The organism is Ketobacter sp. (genome assembly GCF_003671495.1).
Lineage (GTDB): Bacteria > Pseudomonadota > Gammaproteobacteria > Pseudomonadales > Ketobacteraceae > Ketobacter.
Window position 1 is genome coordinate 58630 of the sequence record NZ_RCHN01000033.1, and the last position, 22024, is coordinate 80653.

A 22024-nucleotide genomic window follows, 5' to 3' on the forward strand; every position below is an offset into this window, starting at 1 on the left:
CTATGGACAACGCAACCCTGGAAGAATTAGCCGCCTTCGGTGAATTGCTGGATTTCAGCCGCATATTCATGCTGGTGGCCGCCGCCATTTTTCTGTGGATGGTGAACAGCCTGGTGCGCCGCTTCAGCCAGAAACTGATGGAAAAAATCCCCACCCGGCGCTTTCTGATTTTGCAGACCTCCACTCTGATCACGTTTCTGTGGTACTTCGGTGGCGCCTATTGGATGATCGTGGGTATCCTGCAGCCGCCAACCGAAATGCTGCTGGCGTTAGGTGGCAGTGCCGCGGTGGCGGTGGGCTTTGCCCTGAAAGATGTGGCCGCCTCCATCATTGCCGGATTGATCCTGTTGTTCGATCGTCCGTTTCAGGTGGGGGACCGGGTCAGCTTTGGCGATACCTATGGTGAGATCGTCAGCATCGGCCTGCGCTCCGTGCGGCTCAGCACCCTGGACGACAACCTGGTGACCATCCCCAACAGCCGCTTTATCACCGAAGTGGTGTCCTCCGGCAATGCCGGCGCCCTGGACATGATGGTGGTCTGCGATTTTCACCTGGCGCTGGACGCCGACCTGGAACTGGCCCAACAGCTGATCCATGAAGCCATCGTCACCAGCCGCTTCGTCTATCTGAAAAAACCGGTGACCTTTGCCATCAACGAAGTGGTGGTGGCGGAACGCCTGGCGATTCAGATCCGTGCCAAATCCTATGTGCTCGACGTACACTATGAAAAGGCCTATCAATCGGACATCGTGACGCGGGTGTCGCGACTGCTGGTGGAACACGGCATCGCCCGCCCCCTGCTGAACAGTTTGTCCCCTCTCACCACGCAAATTGCCGAAACACACAATACCCCACATTGACCCCCGGTACGCCAGCACCGCACTGATAGGCTTAACAAGACCACACCACCCCCTAAACGGCGTAGGGGCGATGGCCGGCTGCGCTGCCACCATCGTCCAACTAGGCGCAGGCGGGGGCTTCGGGTATAATGCGCCGACTTTTTCGACCTATCCATTCACCCTACAGACACAAAGGTTTAATCATGGGCTTTAATTCCGTTCCTGCCGGGAAAGACATTCCCAACGAGATCTACGTCGCCATCGAAATCCCCGCCAACAGCACCCCGATCAAATATGAGATCGATAAAGACAGCGATTGCGTGTTCGTTGACCGATTCATGGCCACCCCCATGTTCTATCCTGCCAACTACGGCTATGTTCCCAACAGCCTGGGCGAAGACGGCGACCCGCTGGACGTATTGGTGGTGACACCCTATCCAGTGATTCCCGGCTCTGTGATTCGTGCCCGTCCGGTGGGCGTGCTGAACATGTCCGACGAAGCCGGCTCCGATGCCAAGATCCTGGCCGTGCCGCACGACAAGCTCACCGTGCTCTACAAAGACGTGAAAGAATATTCCGATCTGCCGGAACTGCTGATCAAGCAGATCGAGCATTTCTTCGAAAACTATAAAGATCTGGAACCCGGCAAGTGGGTGAAAGTGGATGGCTGGGCCGGCTCTGAAGACGCCAAGGCCGCCATTCAGAAAGCGGTTGACGCAGCGGCCAAATAAGCCGCGCTTCGCAAAGCAAAAAAGGGCCTCCGCAAACGGGGCCCTTTTTTATTGGATTCCACGCTTCATTTCAGCATGGTGCGGAACCCCAACCATTTCGCCACCATGGCATTAAGGCCATCCATATCCAGCGGTTTGGACATGAAATCGTTCATCCCCGCCTTGAAACATTCCGCCATCTCGTCCCGACCGTTGCCGGTCAGCGCCAGGATCGGCACCTTGGAATACCCCTCCAGCGTACGCAGGCGGCGGGTGGCTTCCATCCCGCTCAGTCCCGGCATCTGGCAGTCCATCAGCACCAGATCAAAGGGGTGCTCCCGCGCCCTGGCCAGGGCCTGGTCTCCGCTTTCCGCGCAGGTCACCTGCAAGCCCCGGCGTTCCAGCATTTTCTGCAGCAACATCCGGTTCACCCGGTCATCATCCACCACCAGGATGTGGGCAAAATGGGGTGCGGATTGCATCTGCACCGGTTCCAGGTTCGGGGCCGGCTGATCATGCACCGGAGCCAGACACAGCTCCACACAAAAGGTGGAGCCCTTACCCAACTCACTGGTGACGCTGATTGAGCCTTGCATCAGCTCCGCCAGCTGCTTGCAGATATGCAGCCCCAGGCCGGTGCCACCGTGGGAACGATTAACCGAGGCATCCGCCTGCTCATAAACATCAAACAGGTGATCCAGGCTCGCGGTTGGAATGCCGCTGCCGGTATCCTCCACCCGCAGCTGGACACGACGCCCGTCGCCAGCCGTACCGGGCAGACCGCGTACGCCCAAACGCACCCGGCCGCGGGCGGTAAACTTGAAGGCATTGCTCAACAGGTTGTACAGGATCTGGCGTACCCGCACCGGGTCACCTTCCAGCCAGTGCGGTACCGAACCATCCATGTCCAGATCGAACACCACGCCGGGTTGCACCTGGGGCATCAGAAAGGTCACGGTGTCCTGCACCAGCTCCGGCAGGGAAAACGGAATGGCTTCCAACTGGATTTTACCCGCCTCCCCTTTCGACAGATCCAGAATGTCGTTTACCAATGCCAGCAGGTGATGGCCGGAATCGTGAATCATGCGCACCTGCTCCGACTGCTCGTCATCCAGCGAACTGGTTTCCAATAACTGGCAGAAACCGAGAATACTGTTGAGGGGCGTACGCAGGTCATGGCTCATCTGGGCAAAGAACAGGCTCTTGGCCCGATTCAATTGCGCCGTGACCTCCTCCCTGGACACCGCCTGCCGGGCGGTTACCACATTATGATAATTGCGCAGCCCCGCCACCAGGCAGGACAGCAGTTTTACGTTATCCAACTCGGTCTTGGTGCGGTAATCGTTGATGCCGTATTCCAGGATGACTTTCATCTCGGGTGCATAGCCCGGCTGCCCGGTGCGCAGGATCAACTGGATTTCGTCGTTATGCAGCTCTTCGCGAATATGGCGCACCAGTTCCAGGCCGGAGTCGTCCGCCTCCATCACCACATCAATGAATGCCACGGCGATATCGTGGTGATCCTGCAGCACACTGCGGGCTTCAGCGGCGGAACGGGCCGTCAGTATCTGGATGGAATGGCCCTGGAAAGAGAACGACGCGAACACCAGCTTGGTCACCGCCAGCACGTCCTCTTCATCATCCACAATCAACACTTTCCAGTGAGGCGTCTGTCGATCCTCAGCGGGAGTGTCATCGTCATCATCCGCGAACAAAGGCGAATCCCAATTAGGACTGGACGCCACCATCAGCCTACACCTGCCGTTGCCACATTGTCAGTTTCACCCGGTGCCGTCAGCGGAATGCGGATACGGAAATGCACGCCCTGCGCCGTGTCATTGAGCAGAACCACCGTACCCGACAGCACCTGTGTCACCAGATTATAGAGAATATGGGTGCCCAGACCACTCCCGCCCTTGCTGCGGGCGGTGGTCACAAAGGGGTCGAAGATCCGCTGACGGATGCTTTCGGCAATCCCCTTGCCGTTGTCAAAATAGTCAAACACCAGACCATCCGCATCCCGCTGCACCCGCATGATGATCTCACCGGACTCCATGTCCTCAAAACCATGCAACAGTGAGTTCATCACCAGATTGGTAATAATCTGCGACAGTGCCCCGGGTGAACTCACGATGGTCAGGTCGTCCGGAACCTCCAGCCGCACCCGGTGCCGGGTTCGCTTCAGCTTGGGGTTCAACGACATCAGGACACTGTCGAAGTATTCTTTCACATCGAACGGCCGCACATCGTCGGAGGATTGATCCACCGCCACCATTTTGAAACTCTTCACCAGCGCGGCAGACCGTTCCAGGTTTTTGCTGATCATCTGCACGGTTTCTTTCATCTCCCCCATGGCCTCGGCAAAATCCCGTTTGGTGAGGCGGCCGGATTCAAACTTTTCACTGAGCTCCCGAAACGATTGGGAGAGGTGCGAGGATGCAGTGATACCAACACCGATGGGCGTGTTGATTTCATGGGCCACGCCCGCCACCAGGCTGCCCAGGGACGCCATTTTCTCCTGCTCCACCAGCTTGCCCTGGGTCGCCCGCAGATTCTCCACAGTATCGCTCAGCACGGTCATACTTTGCTGCAGTTCCATGGTGCGCTCATTCACTTTACGCTCCAGATCCTGGTTCAGTTGCAGGATCTCCTGTTCTTTTTCCCAGCGTGCCCGGTCGTATTCCTGCAGCACATCCAGCATGGAATTGAAGGACATGATCAGATCCCCCACTTCATCCTCGGATTCCACCTTGGCCCGCTTGCCATAATCCTTGGTTTCCGCCACCAGTCGGCTGACCGCATTCAGATCCTTGATGGGGCGAACGATGGTGCGCCGGGAGGCCACTGCAAGATAACCGGCCACCAACAGGGCCACCCCACCGGCGATGCCCACATAGAGCAGTGTTTGCTGGAAGTGCTGGTTGATGGTGGCCAGCGAGGCCACCAGGCGAATGTAACCGATGATCTCGCCAGAGGACATCACCGGTGTCACCGCCACCAGATGGCCGCCGACACGGGCAATGTGAGTGGTGCTGGACGTCACCAGCTCCACCTCTGGCACGGCCGCGGCATCACCATAGTTGGCAAAGGTGTTGAGGCTGCCGTCCAGGGGGTTGAGCGCATACACCGTGGCTGAAATCACCTGCGGCGACTGCTGCAGGATCTCCAGAATCCCTTGGGCCATGTCTTCCCGTTCAAACACCAGGGCCGGTTCCACCATGGTGGCCAGCATCAGGCTGTCGGTGCGCGCCTGGTCGCTGGCAATCTGCATAAAGTGCTTGGCAGTGTTCATCAGGCTGGGCCCGCTGATCAGCATGACGCACAGGAACGCCACACTCAGGATCGAAAAGAAAATTTTCTGTCCGAAGGTAAGTTTACCCATAGGTCACCTCGGCCTGGCCACAGACAGCAGCGGTGCCGCCACCACCAGGTCGGATGCCGACAGACGCTCGCGGTTGAGGTAAATCACCATGCGCCCCCGTTCGATCTCCAGGGCAAACAACGCGTGGCTGTCTGCCTCCACTTCCGGGGAGGCAATCCACAGCACGGACGCCTCACCTTCGGCCAGGCTTTGCAACCAGGCCAGGGTCTTGCCGGCAGGTGGCTGATACAGGTAGACAAGCCGGCAATGCCGGAACTCGCTGGCGGCAGGCGGCGGCGCATGATTGGAAAAGCTGAGCACATTGACCGGCAGTTGCTGAATATTGCGGCTCGCAGTCGCCTCCCGCAGCACCTTCGCCAGTGCCTCCCCCTGCTCGACAATGCAGATGGTGAATGCCGACTCACTGCCGGCATCGGGCCAGGTGACATAACTGGCTATCTTATAGATGTAGGCGGCCTGCACTTTGTTATAGGCAGCACTTTCAACGGGTTGCGCCCCCACCAGGGGCGCCAGGGCAGTGCCCAACAGCCCCCCTGCCATGCGCAACAACAAAATGCCCAAGCTGCGCCTAGGGTTGTGGTTCATCGCCTTTCGAGATCCTGATCATTCGCCCTCATCCTTGATTGGTAGCAGGATATCTTGTCGATTATAGACTGAAGGGCTGGTTGGTTCCTGCATTGAGTCTATTCTTCATAATATAATCAGCGACGGAGTTCAGCCTAAAAGGATTTAAGTATGACGGACGACAGCCTGCTTTTTGCAGAGGATGATACCACTCCTGGCGCCGACACCCCTGCAGAAGCGCCCATCCGCCCCTGGAACATACTCATCATTGACGATGAGGAGGAAGTCCACAAGGTCTCCCGCCTGGTGCTTGGAAAGATCCGCTTTGACAAACGCCCCCTCCATTTCTTCCACGCCTATTCCGCCGATGAGGCGAAAACCGTTTTCCAGCAGCAGCCGGACATCGCCCTGGCCCTGGTGGATGTGGTCATGGAAACCGATCATGCCGGCCTGGACCTGGTGGACTGGATTCGGCGTCAGCAGGGCAACCTTCACACCCGCCTGGTATTGCGCACCGGGCAGCCCGGACAGGCGCCGGAGCATCAGGTGATTGAGGACTACGACATCAATGACTACAAGGACAAAACCGAGCTCACCGATATCAAGATGAAAACCCTGGTGTACGCCGCCCTGCGTTCCTACCGGGATATCATCACCATCGAGCAAAGCCGGCGCGGCCTGGAGCGGGTGATCGAGGCCACCTCCACCATCTATCAGAACTTCTCCATGGGCTCCTTCGCGTCGGCGGTGCTGCAGCAGATCAGCAACCTGCTCTACACCAATCATGATTCCATCTACGCCTCGGCGGTGCGGGCCATGGCCGCCAGTCACGGCAAAAACGCCGACCACTACGAAGTGATCGCCACCACGGGCAATCTGGCGGAAACCATGTCTGAGGCGTCCCATAAGGAAATTCCCGAGGAGATCCGACGCGGTTTTGACGAGGCCCTGGCGGCGCGCAAAAGCATCCAAATCAACAACGCGTTCTTCGGCTACTTTGTCACCAAGCAGGGTAACGAGCACTTACTCTACGTCTGCCCCGGTAACAACCTCAGCCAACTGGAGCTGCATCTGCTGGAGATCTATTCCAACAACGTGGCCATCGCCCTGGAAAACCGCAAGCTGCACCAGGAAATCGAGGCCACCCAGCGGGAACTGATTTATCGCCTGGGAGAGGCCGTGGAAAAACGCTCCAAGGAAACCGGCGGACACGTCAAACGGGTAGCCCTGATCTCCGAATTGCTGGCCAAAAAGGCCGGCCTGGATGAGCAGCAGGCCACCAACATCAAACTGGCCTCGCCGCTCCATGACATCGGAAAAATTGCCATTCCCGATCGCATACTGAACAAGCCCGGCGCCCTGGAAGACCATGAATGGGAAACCATGAAAACCCATGCCCACGTGGGTTATGAGATGCTGAACAGTTCCAACAAGCCGCTGCTGGAACTGGCCGCCACCATCGCCCGGGAACACCATGAAAACTGGGACGGTTCCGGCTACCCCAACGGCCTCACCGGTGACCGTATCCAGATTGCCGGCCGTATCACCGCCCTGGCGGATGTGTTCGATGCCCTGGGCAGTCGGCGCTGTTACAAAGAGGCCTGGCCCCTGGAGCAGATCGCCACCGAAATCCGCCGCCTGTCCGGCACCAAGTTTGACCCTGAGCTGGTGGACATTCTGCTGGACAATCTGGAGGAATTCGCCGCGTTCCGCACCCGATACCCGGATTAAGGCACGGCCTCAGCCCAGCACGAATTCTTCCAGGTGATTGTTCAGATGCATCACATGGGCCTGTTCGTACTCGTCCTTACTGAGTTCGCCATAGGCAAAATGGGGTTGCAGCTCACCGGCATAGTCCCGAAAGGCCAGCAGGGACTGCCGCAAACGCTGTAATGCCAGAGCCGGGTCACCCTCCACTGCCAGTGGAGGGGCACCGGGGATCGCCTCATCCAGGCTGTGATTCATGGATCCTTTACCGGCGAAGACGGCAAATGCCAGGCTGCCCAGGGTATTCTGGAACAGCCAGGATTTGGGCTGGGGGTAGCCGGACATGGAATACTCAACGCTCTGGGCCAGGTGGGTATAGACCTGGAACAGGTTCCAACTGCCCGCTTTCTGTACTTCAGCCTGTTGCAATCGATCCAGCTGCGCCAGGGCCGCTGCCACCGTCAGAGGAGTAACCTGCGGCGCGCCCGCTCCCTGGGCCCGGCTCAGGATTGGCGCCGTCACGATCACCGCACCGGCTGTGCCGCCCAATGCCAGGAATTGTCGTCGATTCATACCCGCCCCACCTGTTAATTGGATGAAGAGTTGTTGAACGTTGCCAGCTGCTCCGGGGTGGCCTCGGTCTGGTACTTGGCTTTCCACTCGTTATAAGGCATACCGTACACCTGTTCCCGGGCAGCATCATAATCCAACTCTACACCCCGTTCCTGGGCCGCCGTCACCATCCATTTGGACAGGCAGTTACGACAGAACCCGGCCAGGTTCATCAGCTCTATGTTCTGCACCTGTTTGTTGTCATCCAGGTGTTGCAGCAGGCGCCGAAACACTGCCGCTTCAATTTCAGTTTGTTTATCCATGCTGGTGCTCCCCATTGAATTGTTGGCAGGCCGCTGGAAACTCGATATTCAGATAACCCAATACGCGGTCTCGTCTTTCCAGTGGTGTTGTCTTGCATACTGTAACATGACGATGGACGGGTACGCTCCCGCATCGAAACAGGCATATAAATTTTGTCTTTTGTCTCACGCGTTTGAGTGGACGTTATAGGCTTATCAATATACAAAAAGACTATTTACTGTACGCACCAATCTAGTACGATTGTCCCTAGGTATCCTTGGAAGTCAGGTTTTGGATTGCCTGCAGCGCGGTTTGCAAACACCCAATTACAACGCAAAAGCACTGCATAACAAGAACGTTAATAACTATTCCAACTTAAAAAAACGTATCGAGGCGCACATCGTGATCATCTTAAAACGCATGCTGCTGTTAATAGCAGTATTGGGGCTGGCTGCCTGTGACCAGGCCAATATTGTAACTCCCACCAACAACTCTGTTTCCATCGAGAAACCCGTTACCTTTCAGATTGCCTTTACCGGCAGTGCCGCACCAACGGATCTTTCGATTCAGTTGAACACGGTGGATGTCACCGACCTGTTCACCGTCACCGATGTTAACGCCAGTGCCGATGGTGCCCTGCTGGCGGACCACGTCTTTTCGGGTCGTAACATTTTCCGAGTCACGGCCTACAACCAGATCAAACAGGTGGCGTTCTATTACGACACCGAAGGGCCGGAGATCCACATTCTGGATACCGACCGTGATGCACTCACAGTCACCGGTTATGTGTCCGATCCCGCCGGGGTGGAAAGCCTGACCCTGGACGGCGTGGCGGTGGAGTTGGGGGCCGGTAACGCCTTCACCACCTCGTTTGTGGATCAGCCGTTCAACACCTTTGTGGCCCTGGACGGATTCGGTCACTCCAAAACCACCGAGATCGCCCGCGGCGATAACGAATTCAACGGCATCGCAGCCCGCCTCAACCAGGGTGGCCTGGACTTCCTGGTGAATGTACTGGAAGGCGAGCTGGCCAAAGCGGACTTCCAGGAAATCGTTGATAACATTGGCACCATAAAACTGCTGGATGCCGGTATCTTCGACCTGAACCTGACGGTCACCTCCCTGAACCTGGACAACATCGACATTGGCCTGGACGTGCAGGACGACGAGAAAATCGATACTTCTCTCTATACCCAGAACTTTGAACTGGGCGTAAGCCTGAGCGGCCGGGTGTGGATTCTGTTCATTCCGGTCAACTGGAGTTCCGGCGCCACCATTCAGATGGACGAGCTCTATGTGGGCACCGACCTGCTGCTGGATATCCTGAACTCGGATCTGGACATTTCCCTGTCCAGCACCACCGTGGACCACTCTGCGATCGCCATCGACCTGCACAATACCCCCAACATCCTGAACTTCATCGACATGCTCACCAGTGCGGTGGTTAACATCATCGCCCCGCTGTTTGAAGATCTGTTCATCACCATTCTGGAAAAAATCATCATCCCCATCGTGTCCGACTTCATCAAGGACATTCCCATCACCCTGCAACTGGTGACCCTGGACGATGGCGAAGAACTGATGATCCGGGCGCTGCCGACCTACCTGGATTCTTTCGGCAACGGCATCAGCGTGGACCTGGGCACTCGCATCTGGGCTCCGAATCCTCCGGCCGGTATCCCCGGTTCCCTGGGTTCCCTGTATGTAGAGGGTGAAACGCCCAGCCTGGGCTCCACCACCCCAGACGGCATCCCGTTCCACTTCGGTGCTTCCATTTCCTCCAACGTGATCAACCAGGCCCTGCATGCGGCCCACGAAGCCGGCGTGACCACCATGGACATCAGCCCTGGCTTCTACGCCAACGCCACACCGGCCGGGATTGCGGTGTACACTCCGGCGGATTCTGAAATCGATGAAGCCGACCAGATTGGCATGCGCATCGAACCGGCTTCGGCACCCTACATCAAACTGATGCCATCAGACGGTGTGGCCGGTGTCTTCGCCTGGTATGACGTCAAGCTCACATTCGACCTGTACAAGGCGGAATGGGGTGAGTACCGCACCCTGTTCGGCGTCACCTTCAATCTGGAAGTGCCGTTCGAGGTGAACTCCACGGAAGACGGCTTCCTGAGCATTGGTATCGAGCAGCTGCCCACCATCCACATCACCAAAACCGATGCCACCGGCATGATTGTACTGCCCCCGGGCTTCATCAACTCCACCCTGGACTTCTTCATGCCCGCGGTTATGCCACGGCTGGCGGAGGAGCTGAAAGTGGTGCCCCTGCCCCGCATCTATGAGCACACCCTGCTGATGCGCGACTTCTGGATCGCTGGCTCCGGCAACAACAACCTGTCCCTGGCCGGTGATCTGATTCCCGTCAGTGTTACCGCAGCCGCAACCGCGCCGGAAACCACCGTGGAAGACGTGGTGACCGAGGACGTTACGGTGAAGGTTGAGTCTGTAGATGCCAACGGTGTGGTGACGTCCAAAGCAGTGACCGTGAATAACGGTGAAGTGACCATCGACATCGACGGTCTCAACCCCAATCCGGATCTGGGTCTGCTGGAGTACCGCTATCGGGTTGACGGCGGCGGCTGGTCCATCTGGAAACGTCGCGATGAGATCCACCTGAGCCGACTGCTGGCCGGTAACCATACGGTGGAAGTCTGCTCCCGCACCCCCCTGCTGAAGCGTGAACTGTCCTGCCCGGTGGTGGAGTTCACCACCACCGTGGCCCAGTAAGCCGCTCCTCAGGCAATAAAAAAACCGGCCCTGGTGGCCGGTTTTTTTTGCCTTGCTGTTTTCTTCGTGGAATCAGGGAATCAGCGAATCCCAGAAATCACAGGTGGTGGCAGCCAATCCCGTCTCCACAGTACTGGCCAGCTGCAGGCTGATGCTGAGATCCGAGGCGCCATCATACGGGGGCCACGCCACAAGCCCTTCCCGATTGGGATCTCCGGCGAAAGCAAATTGGCTCCAGTACCCTTGCACGGCCGCCCGCACCGGTTCAATCAATACCGGCGCCAGGGTGGCACTGGGGTTGCCGAACACATAGGGCAGTTCCATGGCATGAAACGCCGGCGGCAAATCAAAGCTGTAGAGCCACACAGAAGAGCCCATGGCCTGGGTCAAACGCGCCAGGTTGCGGGTGGGGCAACGGAAGACCTGATCGGTCATCAGTTCCACCAACTTGCTGTTGGCCAGATCATCGCTCGCAGGCGCATAGAGTGCCTGCAGCGGTGTCACCAGCGGCGGCGGATAGGTGGCGGCAATGTACTGATTGAACTCATCGATGGTGGACACGGACGGCGCCGCGCCGATGAGCTGGAACAAGCCCCACTCATTGCGGTTGGTACCCACCAGGATGGGCCCCGGGTTGTATTGACCACTGGCGATCAGCTGCACCGGTTGCGCCGGCAGAATGTTGCTGTCTGGCACCACGGTGGGAGACCAGCCGGCACCGAAAATGCCGGCATCCGCCCCCCAGGCTACCAATGCCTCCGCCGGAACCTGACGCAGGCAGGACAGTCGATCCACCCCTTCACCACAGAAGGTTTGCAGCAGCGCCTCACTGACGCTGTCCGACTGCTGCCTGGTGTTCACCGGCAAGCCCCCCACACAGACCGCGCTCTCCATAATGAACTGGGCGGCCAGGTTCTGGCTGCCGGGCGCCACCATGTGTACACAGGTGCTCATGGAGCCGGCAGACTCACCAAACAAGGTCACCTGCTTGGGGTCACCGCCAAAAGCCGCGATGTTCTGCTGCACCCATTGCAGTGCCAGCTGTTGATCCTTGAGGGCCATATTGCCGGATTGGGGCACGCCCATTTCCTGGTCCAGTTCCGGGTGCGACAGAAAGCCCAGGGCACCCAGGCGATAGTTCAGGGTCACCACCACAACACCGTATTCCTGAGCCAGCCGCCAACCGTCGTACTGATTGCTGCCGCCAGCCACAAAGGCACCGCCGTGAATGAACACCATCACCGGCAGTGAGCCATGACGGGGGTCCTGGGGGCTGTACACGTTCAAGGTCAGGCAATCCTCACTCAGCTCACCGCTGGCGGACAATGCACCGGGATTCTGCATGCAGGAAGGCCCGAACGCGGTCGCATCCAGGTCCCCGTGCCAGCGCGCAGCGGGCTTTGGCGGTTGAAAACGCAACTCACCCACCGGTGGCTGCGCATAGGGAATCCCCAGAAACGCCCGGGCGCCACCGGCCTCCCCATCATGCCATTTTCCCGTTACCCAGCCGCCGCTTTTGACCTTCACGTGCAGTTCATCATGGCAGCCACTGGCCAGCACACAGGCCGACGTCAACGCCACCACCCCAAACCATCGCTGCAGCGCTGGCCATATTCGCCTTTCCATATTCCCACCTCTTTATATTTGGTTTTTGTCCGGGCCCGGGAACGGGCTTCCATATACATGCTATCGGCCAAACATTAAAATGGCAGGCGGACAAACCCACTTTGGCCCACTTGGCCTTGGTGATGACCGAATATCAATTAACACAGGGCCCGGCCATATTCACCTGCAGACAACCGGCTACCGCCTGCTTCAAGCCGGACGACGCTTGACACAGATGCCTCGGTTTACATTTTTTTTCCTGATGGGATTATTGCTGGTACCCGGCCTGTCTTGGGCCAAACTGGAATACCAGATCAACGGGCTGGACAGTGCATTGGCGGACAACGTGCGCCTGCATCTTTCCCGTTTCGAACGCCTGCCGCCGGGTGATGAGGAAGCCATTGAGAAAGCCTTTTCTGCCGCCATCAGCAAAGGACTGCAACCCTACGGCTATTACCAGCCACAACTCCAGATGCAGTGGAACGAGCAGGAAGTGCGCCTGGATATCGACCCGGGGCCCGCGGTGGTGTGGGGAGAGGTGGACATCCAACTGCCGCTGCCACCGGGAGCACTGGGCCGCAGCACACAGAAACTCCTGCAACAACCGCCCTTCACACGGGGAGAGCGCATCGAACACCCGGTCTACGACAATTACAAGAAAGACCTGCTGTTGGGATTGCGGCAACAGGGCTACCTGGATGCCGCCTGGGCCAAAAGCCAGTTGCGGGTGGATGTGGAACGGGGCCAGGCCACCGTGGTGCTGCACGTGGAACCCGGTGAACGTTACCGCATCGCTGACATTCAGGTAAAAGGCAGCAAACTCTCGGACAAAACCACCGCCGCCCTGGTCAACACTCGCATCGGGGAGTACTACAGTGCCGAGAAAATCGGCGAACTCTACGAAGACCTGCTCACCACCGGTTACTTTTCCAATGCCGTGGTGGACGTGGAACGCAATCCACCCAATGCGGCCACCCTGGTCATCGAGCTGGACGACCAGCCCAAGGATCAGTTTACCACCGGCCTGGGTTACGGCACCGACACCGGGGCCCGCGGCAAAGTGGGTTGGACCCGCTCCCAGGTCAACAGTCGCGGGGATGATATCTACAGTAATATTCAGGTCTCCCAGATCGGTGAAGAAGTGGCGCTGCAGTACCACATCCCCTGGCCCCATCCGCTGGAACGCTACCTCAGCCTGGACACCGGCTGGAAACGGGAAGAGACCACCGACCGCGAATCCTCAGTGCTGACCACCGGTATCGCCCTGAAGCGCTCGCAACGCAAACTCTGGCAATACAGTGTGGGGATCAACCTGGAAAACGAGCGTTATCGCCAGGGGAACAATCCGACGGAAACCGTCACCTACCTGCTGCCCAACTACCATTACATCGAGCGCCTGCTGTTCGGCGAACCACAGCGGCCCACCGCCGTGCTGAAATACTGGCTGGACAGCTCACTGGGTTTCAACGCCCTGGTCACCGAGAACACCCTGTTCCTGTCGGTATCCATCGGTGCCTCCTATGTGGTGGATTTCAATGAAGACCATGGCCTGGCCACCCGTTTCGAACTGGGTGGCATCATGACCGATGACTTTTACAGTGTGCCCCTGTCGAAACGCTTTTACACGGGTGGTGACCAGACGGTGCGGGGGTTCCGGTATAACTCCATTTCCCCGGAGGATGAATCCGGCGACCTCACCGGTGGCCAGTTTCTTAACGTGTTCAGCGCAGAATACCGCTACAGCCTGAACCAGGAATGGAAACTGGCCCTGTTCGCCGATACTGGCCGCACCTTTATCTCCAGCCGTGAGCCCTTCCATTCCGGTGCCGGAGTGGGCCTGCGCTGGGTCCTGCCCATCGGCACGTTCTCTTTCGACGTCGCCCAGCCGGTGACCAGCGAAGACAAATCCTCCCCCCGCCTGCACATCTACATGGGGATGCTGTTATGAGGCGGCGTCCTCTGTTGCTGGGGCTGATGGCCCTGCTACTGCTGCTGTTGACCATGCTGGGCCTGCTGCTGTGGGCCAGTTACAGCCCGGCGCTCACACAACGCCTGCTGCAGGAGGTCAGCGACCAAGTGCCGGAGTTGAGCCTAAAATATCGGGAAGGCACCCTGGCCCGGGGGTTGGCACTGGACATTCTGTACCAGGATGACGACGTGAGCGTGGACCTGCAGAACACCCACATTCACCTTCGCCCCGGTTGCCTGTGGCAATTGAAAGTCTGTGTCCGCTCGTTGACCCTCGACACCCTCACCATCATCGTGGCTGACTCTGAGTCGGATGAGCAGGACGATGGGCCCATTGAGCTACCGGTGATCGCCATCCCGGTACCGGTGGCCCTGGACCTGTTGGGCATCAGCACGCTCAGCATTGAGGACAGCTCAGGTCCGCTGTACAAGGCCCGCGGAATAGCGTTGGCGGCAGACGCCATTCTGCACCGGGTCAGCATCAGCGACCTGGAATTGGAAGATGAATACTGCCAGTGGTCCGGCAGTGGCACCATTCGCCTGACCCGGCGTTATCCGCTGGCGGTGGAAGTACACTGCAATACCGGGCTCTATCCGTTCTCGCAACTCAGTGCCGCAGCACAGGGAGATCTGGACCGCCTCTCCATCACCGGCAGCACCGAGGGAGAGGTCAACGCCGAGATCGACGTGCAGCTGTCGCCTCTGGCCACGGACTTGCCACTGTCTTTTGCCGCCCGCCTGAACGCACCGTTTGTCTACCCGCTGGAGCAGGGTCCGATCACGCTGGAACAGGGCACGCTTTCCGGACGTGGCGACCTCAACCGCATCACGGTTGAAACGGAAGGCAGTCTCAGCAGCAGCCTGTTCCCCTCCCCTATGAACACTGCCCTGTCGGGCAACCTCAGTTTTGATGAACTGCAGTTGCAGCAATGGCTTGTTGATCTGCCGCAGGGGCGCATCAACACCCAGGGTACCGTCAGCTTCACACCGCACTTGAGCTGGCAGGCCAACAGTCAGCTCAGCGGCGTGGCCTTTGAACAGTTTTACCCGGAAATACAGGGCGATGTCACCGGCAGTGCCGTGCATTCCGGCGCCTACATTGACGACGACATCCGCCTGCAGATTGGCCTGGAGCAGTTGAGCGGCACTCTGTTTGACACGCCCTGGCAACTGGCGGGCAACCTGAGCCTGGCGGAGAACCGAGTCAGCCTGCAGCAGATACAAGTGGTGCAGGATCAAAACCGGGCCCTGGCCCACGGCAGCCTCAACCTGATGGGTGGCACCATGGGTGGAAACCTGGGTGACAGCGACCTGCGGCTGGATCTGGTACTGCCCAATACCCAGCAGTTTTTCCCCAACCTGAAAGGTGCCGTCAATGCACAGCTACACCTTCAAGGCACGCTGGAAAAACCCTCCATCGAAGGTGCGGTTCAAGCCCGGGGCTTAGCCTATCAGGATCTGCAGCTGCAACAGGCCAATGCCCAGGTGGACTGGCAACTGGCGGCGGAACACGACAACCGCATCGATATGCAGTTCACGCAGCTGCAGGTGGCCGAGCAGGTGGTGGTGAGCGGGGACCTGCAGCTTAAAGGCAATGCCCAACGCCACCGCCTGACGCTGAACCTGGAGGAGCAGGAAGGGAACCGCTTCGATTTGCATTGCGATGCCGGCTTCACGCTGACCCGGGATCAGATCCACCTGGATCAGTGGCAGGCAAACTGCCGGCGCAGCGCGTTGCAGGTAGCCTATCTGGAGCCGCCCCAACGCTGGTCCCTGCTGCAACCCCTGGTGTTGGATCTGAAGCCTGGCCCGGTGTTGCAGGTGGCACCGTTCTGCTATGGCTATGCAGCCGGAACCCTGTGCCTGCAGCAGTCGGTCACGGTTTCCGGCAACGCAGTGAGCCCGGTGTATTTGAAGGGTGAGCAGCTTTATCTGTCCTGGCTCAATCCCTGGTTACCCAGTGGCATGAAACTGGACGGCAACATTGCCTTCACTGGCCAACTGCAGGTGGCCGAAGAACTGGAAGTGACCGCCAGCCTTGGCAGCAACAACGCCACCCTCACCCTGTTTGAGCAGGACCCAAAACCGGTGGTCATCCCCTTCCAACGCGCCAGCATCAACCTGGGGCTGGCAGAACACCAGGCGCAGCTGGACTGGTCCCTGGCGTCCAGTGCCGGCAGCAGCGAGGGCAACATCAGCCTGACATTGGAACAGCAACGGCTCAGCGGAACCTTGAGCCTGAACCAGATTACGCTGGCACCGTTTTCCCCGTGGTTACTGGGGGACGACGGCGACCACATCGCCGGGATGATCAATGGCCGCTTCCAGCTGGATGGCAGTACCCGCTCCCCACTGCTCCACGGCAGCGCCAGCTTGTCGGAGGGCGAGATCGATACCGCTATGCTGCCGATGCCCATCAAGAACATCGACATCCAGCTCAGCACCCGGGATCGCATCGCTGAGTTGAAAGGCACGTTTACCGTCAACAAGAACCCCGGCCATCTGCAGGGTCTGTTCAACTGGCAGCAGGAGGAGTGGTGGAGCAAAGTCAGCTTTCAGTCCGACACCCTGGCCTATCAGCCGGACGACAACATCCTGATTTACATCAAGCCGGACATTGACTTCAACCTGACCCCGCGCACCCTCAACATCACCGGTGATGTCTTTGTACCCAAAGCCCGCATTCACTTGAAAAGCCTGCCGGAAACCGCTGTGTCGGTGTCCTCCGACACCATCATTGTGGATGCCGATGCCGAACAGAATGACAACCTGAGCATCAGCACCAAACTCAAGCTGACCCTGGGGAACGATGTGCGCTTCAAAGGCTATGGTCTGGAAACCGACGTTACCGGCCAGATGACCATCCGCCAACAGCAATCCGACCTGCTGCGGGCCAAAGGCATCATCCGCCTGGAACACGGCACCTACCAGGCCTATGGCCAGTCCCTCACCATCACCGACGGGGATCTGATTTTCATTGACGACCTGGAGAATCCACAGCTGCGCATCTCGGCCACCCGGGACAACATCAGCGACAACGTGGTGGTGGGGGTGCGCGCCACCGGCCGGGCGCAAAACCCGGACATCAGTATCTTCTCGATACCGGATATGCCGGAGCAGGAAAAATTCCATTATCTGGTGACCGGGCGCGCGCCCAACACCGACCCCACCGGCGACTCATCCAGCGTGGCGGCGGAAGCGGCATTATCCATGGCCCTGGAATCCCGCAGCGGCTTTACCCGCAAAGCCGGGGAGAAACTGGGCATCCAGGACCTGACCCTGAGCACCGGGTCCACCGAGAATCGCAGCGAAGTGGGACTGAGTGGTTACATCACACCGGACCTGATGATCCGCTATGGCGTGGGCATGTTCGAAGCGGTCAATACCCTGACCCTGAAATATCGGATCCGCAGAAACCTCTATGCTGAGGTGATCAGCGGCAAGAGCAACGCCTTTGACATTCTCTGGTCCTTCGACCGGGAGTGAGGGCACAAAAAAACCCAACACGAGGTTGGGCTTTCTTTTTTGTGCCAGTGTTGGTGTGGTGCTTACTGATCTTCAGCCTGAGGTACTGCCGCCGGATCAGCGGGCACTTCCTCCACCTCGACCACGCCTTCTTCAGGTTCCGCCACATCGTTTTGCTCGGACAACCAGTAACCAAATCCAAGATTCAGTGCAATCAGGGTTCCAAAGATTGCGATCACGTGTCCCATAATTTTCTCCTATCGAAACTGCGAACATTGACTCACGTTTGAGGTTTGGCAATGGCAGTCAAAATACTCCATCAACACTTTATATACCAGTGGCGACAGCGTCAATTTCCGTGGTTTTAGCCACAATTTCGCAGCTTTTCGCTGACTAAACAGTCCAACTCGGGCTGTTTACTGCGCGTCGGATTCAGGTGCGCTTTCGGGGGCTGACTGGGGTTCCGCCGGCGCTTCCACCGCATCAACAGATTCCACTTCCACGACCCCTTCCACTTCAGGCTGCCCTTCGTTGACGGCCTCGGAACCGACGTAGACAATGCCCAGATTCACAGCGACCAGCACTCCCAGTATGGCGATTAATTGCATGAGTTTTCCCCGTTCTTCAATTTCATTCGTTATTATGAGTCACTATTCCGCAGTGACGATATCAGATTGACCTAATTTGAGACTGATCAGAATCAACAACAGAATGATTTAGTATACACTGAAAACCGATATTTTAATCTGCAAGCAATGGCTACTCGTCGTCCCAAAGTACTGTTTTAGACACCCATAAGGCTAAAAGAACAACTCCTTCAGCTTTTGACCAGGCTGCTCAGCGCGCATAAAGGCTTCCCCCACGAGAAACGCATTCACCGCATGAGCGCGCATCTGCTCCACGTCGTCCGGGCCCAGTATACCGCTTTCCGTCACAACAATCCTCTGCGCCGGTATGTGTGGCAGCAGTTCGAATGTGGTGTTGAGACTTACGTCAAAAGTATGCAGGTTACGATTGTTGATGCCCACCAGGGTTTGTTCCAGCGGCAGTGAACGGTCCAGTTCCTGCCGGTCATGAACCTCGATCAAAACGTCCATGCCCAGGTCCACCGCCGCCGCACACAATTCACGCATCTGCTGATCCGACAGGCAGGCTGCAATCAACAGAATACAATCGGCGCCGATGGCGCGGGCTTCCAGCACCTGATAGGGATCCACAATAAAATCCTTACGGATCACCGGCAACGAACAGGCCGCACGCGCCTGTTGCAAATAGTCTTCATGGCCCTGGAAAAAGTCGCGGTCGGTGAGCACGCTCAAACAGGCGGCCCCCCCTGCCTCATAGGAGTGGGCAATGGCCGCCGGATCGAACGCCGCGCGAATAACGCCCTTACTGGGGGATGCTTTTTTGGCTTCGGCAATGACTGCCGAACGGCCGGCCGCCAGGGCCCGTTCCATGGCGGCAACGAATCCCCGCGCCGCATCCACCTGTTGGATTTTCTGCAACAGCGCGGCTTCTGATTGCTGCGGCTTGCGTTCTGCGATTTCTTCCCACTTGCGGGCCACGATTTTTTTCAACACAGTGGGCGTTTCACTCATCTTCTTATTCACCCGCGTTTTCCTGCTGAAAGACTTTGCTGAGCTGGGCCAATTCCCCCAGTTTGGCAGAAGCCAGGCCGCTGCCAATGGCATCTTGTGCCAACGCCACCCCTTCACTGATGGAATCCGCCAATCCGGCCACATAGATGGCCGCACCGGCGTTCAGGGCCACAATGTCCGCCGCCGGCCCCGGCTGCTTGTTCAACACCCCTTTGATGATGGCCAGGCTCTCTGCCACGCTGTTCACCGCCAGGGTGGATAGCGGTGCCCGCGCCAGGCCAAAGTCCTCCGGCGCAATACTGTACTCTTTCACCGCCGCGGGAGTGGCTTCGGCCACAAAGGTTTCGGCACCGATGCTGATTTCATCCATACCGTCGGCGGAATGCACCACCAACACATGATCACACCCCAGCCGCTGCAACACCTCGGCAATGGGTCGTACCCAATGTTTTGAGTACACGCCCATGACCTGGCGTCGGGCGCCCGCCGGATTGGTGAGGGGGCCCAACAGATTGAAGATGGTGCGCACCCCCATTTCCTTGCGCGGGCCGATGGCGTGCTTCATGGCGCTGTGATGGGCCGGCGCAAACATAAAGCCAACACCGATGGATTCCACACAGCGGGCCACCTGCCGGGGATTCAGGCCCAGATGCACCCCTGCCGCTTCCAGCACGTCGGCACTGCCGCTGATGCTGGAGACGGAGCGGTTGCCATGCTTGGCCACCTTGCCCCCGGCCGCGGCCAGCACAAACGCCACGGTGGTGGAAATATTGAACGTTTTGGAGCCATCGCCCCCGGTGCCACAGGTATCCACCAGGTTGTCCGCATTCACCTGCACGGGGGTGGCCAGGGACCGCATCACCTTGGCGGCGCCGGTGATTTCGTCCACCGTCTCGCCTTTCATGCACAGACCGATCAGGAAGCCACCAATCTGGGCCGGGGTGGCCTGCCCGGTCATGATCTGGTTCATCACTTCCGACATTTCGCTTTCCGTCAGATCCTGACGCTCAATAACCTGCTTGATGGCTTGCTGGATGTTCATGCTGGACACGTACTCGAAGACTGTAAATGTGCCGCAATCCTACCACAAATCGCCCCCCGTTAACCCGGCCTTAACGCCAGCCTGGCTACTCTCGGGGGAATTCTGAACTGCGGTGTCTGTTTGTCATGCTCAACCCACCATCATTGCCCCTGTTGTGCGGCCTCCGCCGCTTCCGGGCCCTCTGTGTGAGCCTGGGCCTGCTGCTGGGGGGCTGCGCCCTGCAACCCAGCCAACCGGACTGGCAACAACAGGCCCGGGAGCTGCCCTCCCAGATCACGGATTGGGAACAGCTAGAAGGCACGGCGGACCTGCATCTGAACCAACTGATCCAGGATGACACGTTGAATGCCCTGCTGCGTGAGGCCTATGACCACAATCCCGGCCTGCAGAACACGTTGCTGACCCTGCAAATCCGCCAGCAGGAGGTGACCCAGACCGCCGCCCAACGCCAGCCTGATGTGGACCTGGGCTTCAGCGGCAGCCGCGAGCAAGGCCCTGACCGCCAGGCCGGTGACAGCGAATACAGTGGCAGCCTCACGGTGAGCTGGGAGCTGGACCTGTGGAACCGGATTGGCGACAGCACCGCCGCGGCCCGGCTGGATGTGGAGCAACAACAAGCACTCTATCAATCTGCCCGGGACACCCTGGCCGCTGAAGTGATGAAAGCCTGGCTGCAACTGACGGCAGCGCAACGGGCCGTCGGCATTCAGCAACAACGCCTGCTCACCCTGGAACAGAACGAGCGCTTTATTCTGATGCGTTATCGCAATGGGCTGGGCAGTGCCGAGGACCTGGACAGCGCCCGCACCACCATCCGCCGTGCCCGCGCCACCCTGGCGGCCAATGAGGAGGCCCTGGCCCAGGCCCAACGCAGCCTGCGCGCCCTGGTGGGTCGCACCGATTCAAAGCCCTTCGCCTTCCCGGCCCAATACCCGGACACCAGCCTGCCCTGGGCCGATCTGCCGCAGCAAACCCTGCAACGGCGCCCGGATCTGAAGGCAGCGTTTCTGGCCCTGGCGGCCGCGGACCGCCGCACCTCAGCCGCCTACAAAGACCTGCTCCCCAGCATCAACCTGCAAGCGGCGCTTACCGATGCCGCCAGCCAGCCCCGGGCAGCCCTGCTCACCGATCCCCTGTGGTCAGTGCTGGGCCAACTGACCCAGCCCCTGTATCGCGGTGGCGAGTTACGGGCCAGCGCAGAGATCGCTGCCCTGACCAGCGCGCAGGCGTACCAAAGCTACCGCGACACCCTGCTCACTGCGGTCACCGAGGTGGAAAACGCCCTGGGGCAGGAGCGCAGCCTGGCGCGCCAGCAGCAGCACCTGGAGGCGGCCCTCACCAGCGCCCGCAACAACCTGGCCCAATACCGCAACAGTTACCGTACCGGACTGGTCAGCATCCTGGACCTGCTGCTGGTGCAGGACAACACCTACGATCTGGAGACTCAATTGGACACCGTTATCGCCCAACGTTTAAGTAACCGCATCGACCTGGGCCTGGCCCTGGGGCTTGGTATTGAAGAGGCTTCACCGCTATGAAAGAGG

17 protein-coding genes are annotated in these 22024 nt (G+C 58.7%); 7 read left to right on the top strand and 10 right to left on the bottom strand.

Going from position 1 to position 22024, the window contains the following annotated elements; all coding sequences use genetic code 11:
- Nucleotides 1-2 precede the first annotated feature (2 nt).
- Together D9N14_RS16000 and ppa are read left to right on the top strand one after the other, a co-directional pair.
- Nucleotides 3-860: a mechanosensitive ion channel family protein gene (locus tag D9N14_RS16000; RefSeq protein ID WP_290581536.1), complete on the top strand. Its 858-nt coding sequence runs from the start codon at nt 3-5 to the stop codon at nt 858-860.
- 182 nt (nt 861-1042) lie between these two features.
- Nucleotides 1043-1570 carry an inorganic diphosphatase gene (gene ppa / locus D9N14_RS16005; RefSeq protein WP_290581537.1) on the top strand — a complete coding sequence of 176 codons (528 nt, stop codon included), beginning with the start codon at nt 1043-1045 and terminating at the stop codon, nt 1568-1570.
- A 65-nt stretch (nt 1571-1635) separates the two neighbouring features.
- On the opposite strand, the gene D9N14_RS16010 is transcribed toward ppa, so the two are convergent.
- The 3 genes from D9N14_RS16010 to D9N14_RS16020 are packed head-to-tail and all read right to left on the bottom strand — an operon-like array spanning nt 1636 to nt 5516.
- The gene (locus tag D9N14_RS16010) at nt 1636-3297 is read right to left on the bottom strand and encodes a hybrid sensor histidine kinase/response regulator (RefSeq protein ID WP_290581538.1); all 1662 of its coding nucleotides are present in this window, start codon (nt 3295-3297) and stop codon (nt 1636-1638) included.
- Nucleotides 3297-4931, bottom strand: a complete 1635-nt coding sequence (locus tag D9N14_RS16015) for an ATP-binding protein (protein ID WP_290581539.1) — start codon at nt 4929-4931, stop codon at nt 3297-3299. Before D9N14_RS16015 ends, D9N14_RS16010 begins: the two co-directional genes overlap by 1 nt.
- A gap of 3 nt (nt 4932-4934) precedes the next feature.
- Nucleotides 4935-5516 (bottom strand): YfiR family protein, encoded by a 582-nt coding sequence (locus D9N14_RS16020; RefSeq protein WP_290581540.1) that lies wholly within the window; start codon nt 5514-5516, stop codon nt 4935-4937.
- A 150-nt stretch (nt 5517-5666) separates the two neighbouring features.
- On the opposite strand from D9N14_RS16020, the gene D9N14_RS16025 reads away from it, so the two are divergent.
- The gene (locus D9N14_RS16025) at nt 5667-7226 is read left to right on the top strand and encodes a DUF3369 domain-containing protein (protein ID WP_290581541.1); all 1560 of its coding nucleotides are present in this window, start codon (nt 5667-5669) and stop codon (nt 7224-7226) included.
- A gap of 9 nt (nt 7227-7235) precedes the next feature.
- Here the strand turns inward: D9N14_RS16025 and D9N14_RS16030 are convergent, their stop codons facing one another.
- Both D9N14_RS16030 and D9N14_RS16035 read right to left on the bottom strand, forming a co-directional pair.
- Entirely contained in the window at nt 7236-7775 is a 540-nt protein-coding gene (locus tag D9N14_RS16030) for a DUF1569 domain-containing protein (protein ID WP_290581542.1), read from the bottom strand.
- Between the two features lie 14 nt (nt 7776-7789).
- Nucleotides 7790-8077: a DUF1244 domain-containing protein gene (locus D9N14_RS16035; RefSeq protein WP_290581543.1), complete on the bottom strand. Its 288-nt coding sequence runs from the start codon at nt 8075-8077 to the stop codon at nt 7790-7792.
- Nucleotides 8078-8459: 382 nt separating this feature from the next.
- Here D9N14_RS16035 and D9N14_RS16040 point away from each other — a divergent pair, with 382 nt between their 5' ends.
- Complete coding sequence (locus D9N14_RS16040; protein ID WP_290581545.1) at nt 8460-10802, top strand: hypothetical protein; 2343 nt, start codon at nt 8460-8462, stop codon at nt 10800-10802.
- A gap of 72 nt (nt 10803-10874) precedes the next feature.
- On the opposite strand, the gene D9N14_RS16045 is transcribed toward D9N14_RS16040, so the two are convergent.
- Entirely contained in the window at nt 10875-12428 is a 1554-nt protein-coding gene (locus D9N14_RS16045; RefSeq protein ID WP_290581547.1) for a carboxylesterase/lipase family protein, read from the bottom strand.
- A 214-nt stretch (nt 12429-12642) separates the two neighbouring features.
- On the opposite strand from D9N14_RS16045, the gene D9N14_RS16050 reads away from it, so the two are divergent.
- Nucleotides 12643-14355, top strand: coding sequence for an autotransporter assembly complex protein TamA (locus D9N14_RS16050; protein ID WP_290581549.1), 1713 nt, complete (start codon nt 12643-12645; stop codon nt 14353-14355).
- A complete protein-coding gene (locus D9N14_RS16055; RefSeq protein ID WP_290581551.1) occupies nt 14352-17861 on the top strand; it encodes a translocation/assembly module TamB domain-containing protein in 3510 nt (1169 codons plus the stop codon). Before D9N14_RS16050 ends, D9N14_RS16055 begins: the two co-directional genes overlap by 4 nt.
- A 62-nt stretch (nt 17862-17923) precedes the next feature.
- Here the strand turns inward: D9N14_RS16055 and D9N14_RS16060 are convergent, their stop codons facing one another.
- The 4 genes from D9N14_RS16060 to trpD form a co-directional block, all read right to left on the bottom strand.
- Complete coding sequence (locus tag D9N14_RS16060; RefSeq protein WP_290581553.1) at nt 17924-18088, bottom strand: hypothetical protein; 165 nt, start codon at nt 18086-18088, stop codon at nt 17924-17926.
- A 168-nt stretch (nt 18089-18256) separates the two neighbouring features.
- Nucleotides 18257-18448, bottom strand: a complete 192-nt coding sequence (locus D9N14_RS16065; RefSeq protein WP_290581555.1) for a hypothetical protein — start codon at nt 18446-18448, stop codon at nt 18257-18259.
- Nucleotides 18449-18640: 192 nt separating this feature from the next.
- Nucleotides 18641-19438, bottom strand: a complete 798-nt coding sequence (gene trpC, locus D9N14_RS16070; protein ID WP_290581642.1) for an indole-3-glycerol phosphate synthase TrpC — start codon at nt 19436-19438, stop codon at nt 18641-18643.
- Between the two features lie 4 nt (nt 19439-19442).
- Nucleotides 19443-20480 carry an anthranilate phosphoribosyltransferase gene (gene trpD, locus D9N14_RS16075; RefSeq protein ID WP_290581557.1) on the bottom strand — a complete coding sequence of 346 codons (1038 nt, stop codon included), beginning with the start codon at nt 20478-20480 and terminating at the stop codon, nt 19443-19445.
- Between the two features lie 125 nt (nt 20481-20605).
- On the opposite strand from trpD, the gene D9N14_RS16080 reads away from it, so the two are divergent.
- Nucleotides 20606-22018, top strand: coding sequence for a TolC family protein (locus D9N14_RS16080; RefSeq protein ID WP_290581559.1), 1413 nt, complete (start codon nt 20606-20608; stop codon nt 22016-22018).
- The last annotated feature ends 6 nt before the right edge of the window (nt 22019-22024 follow it).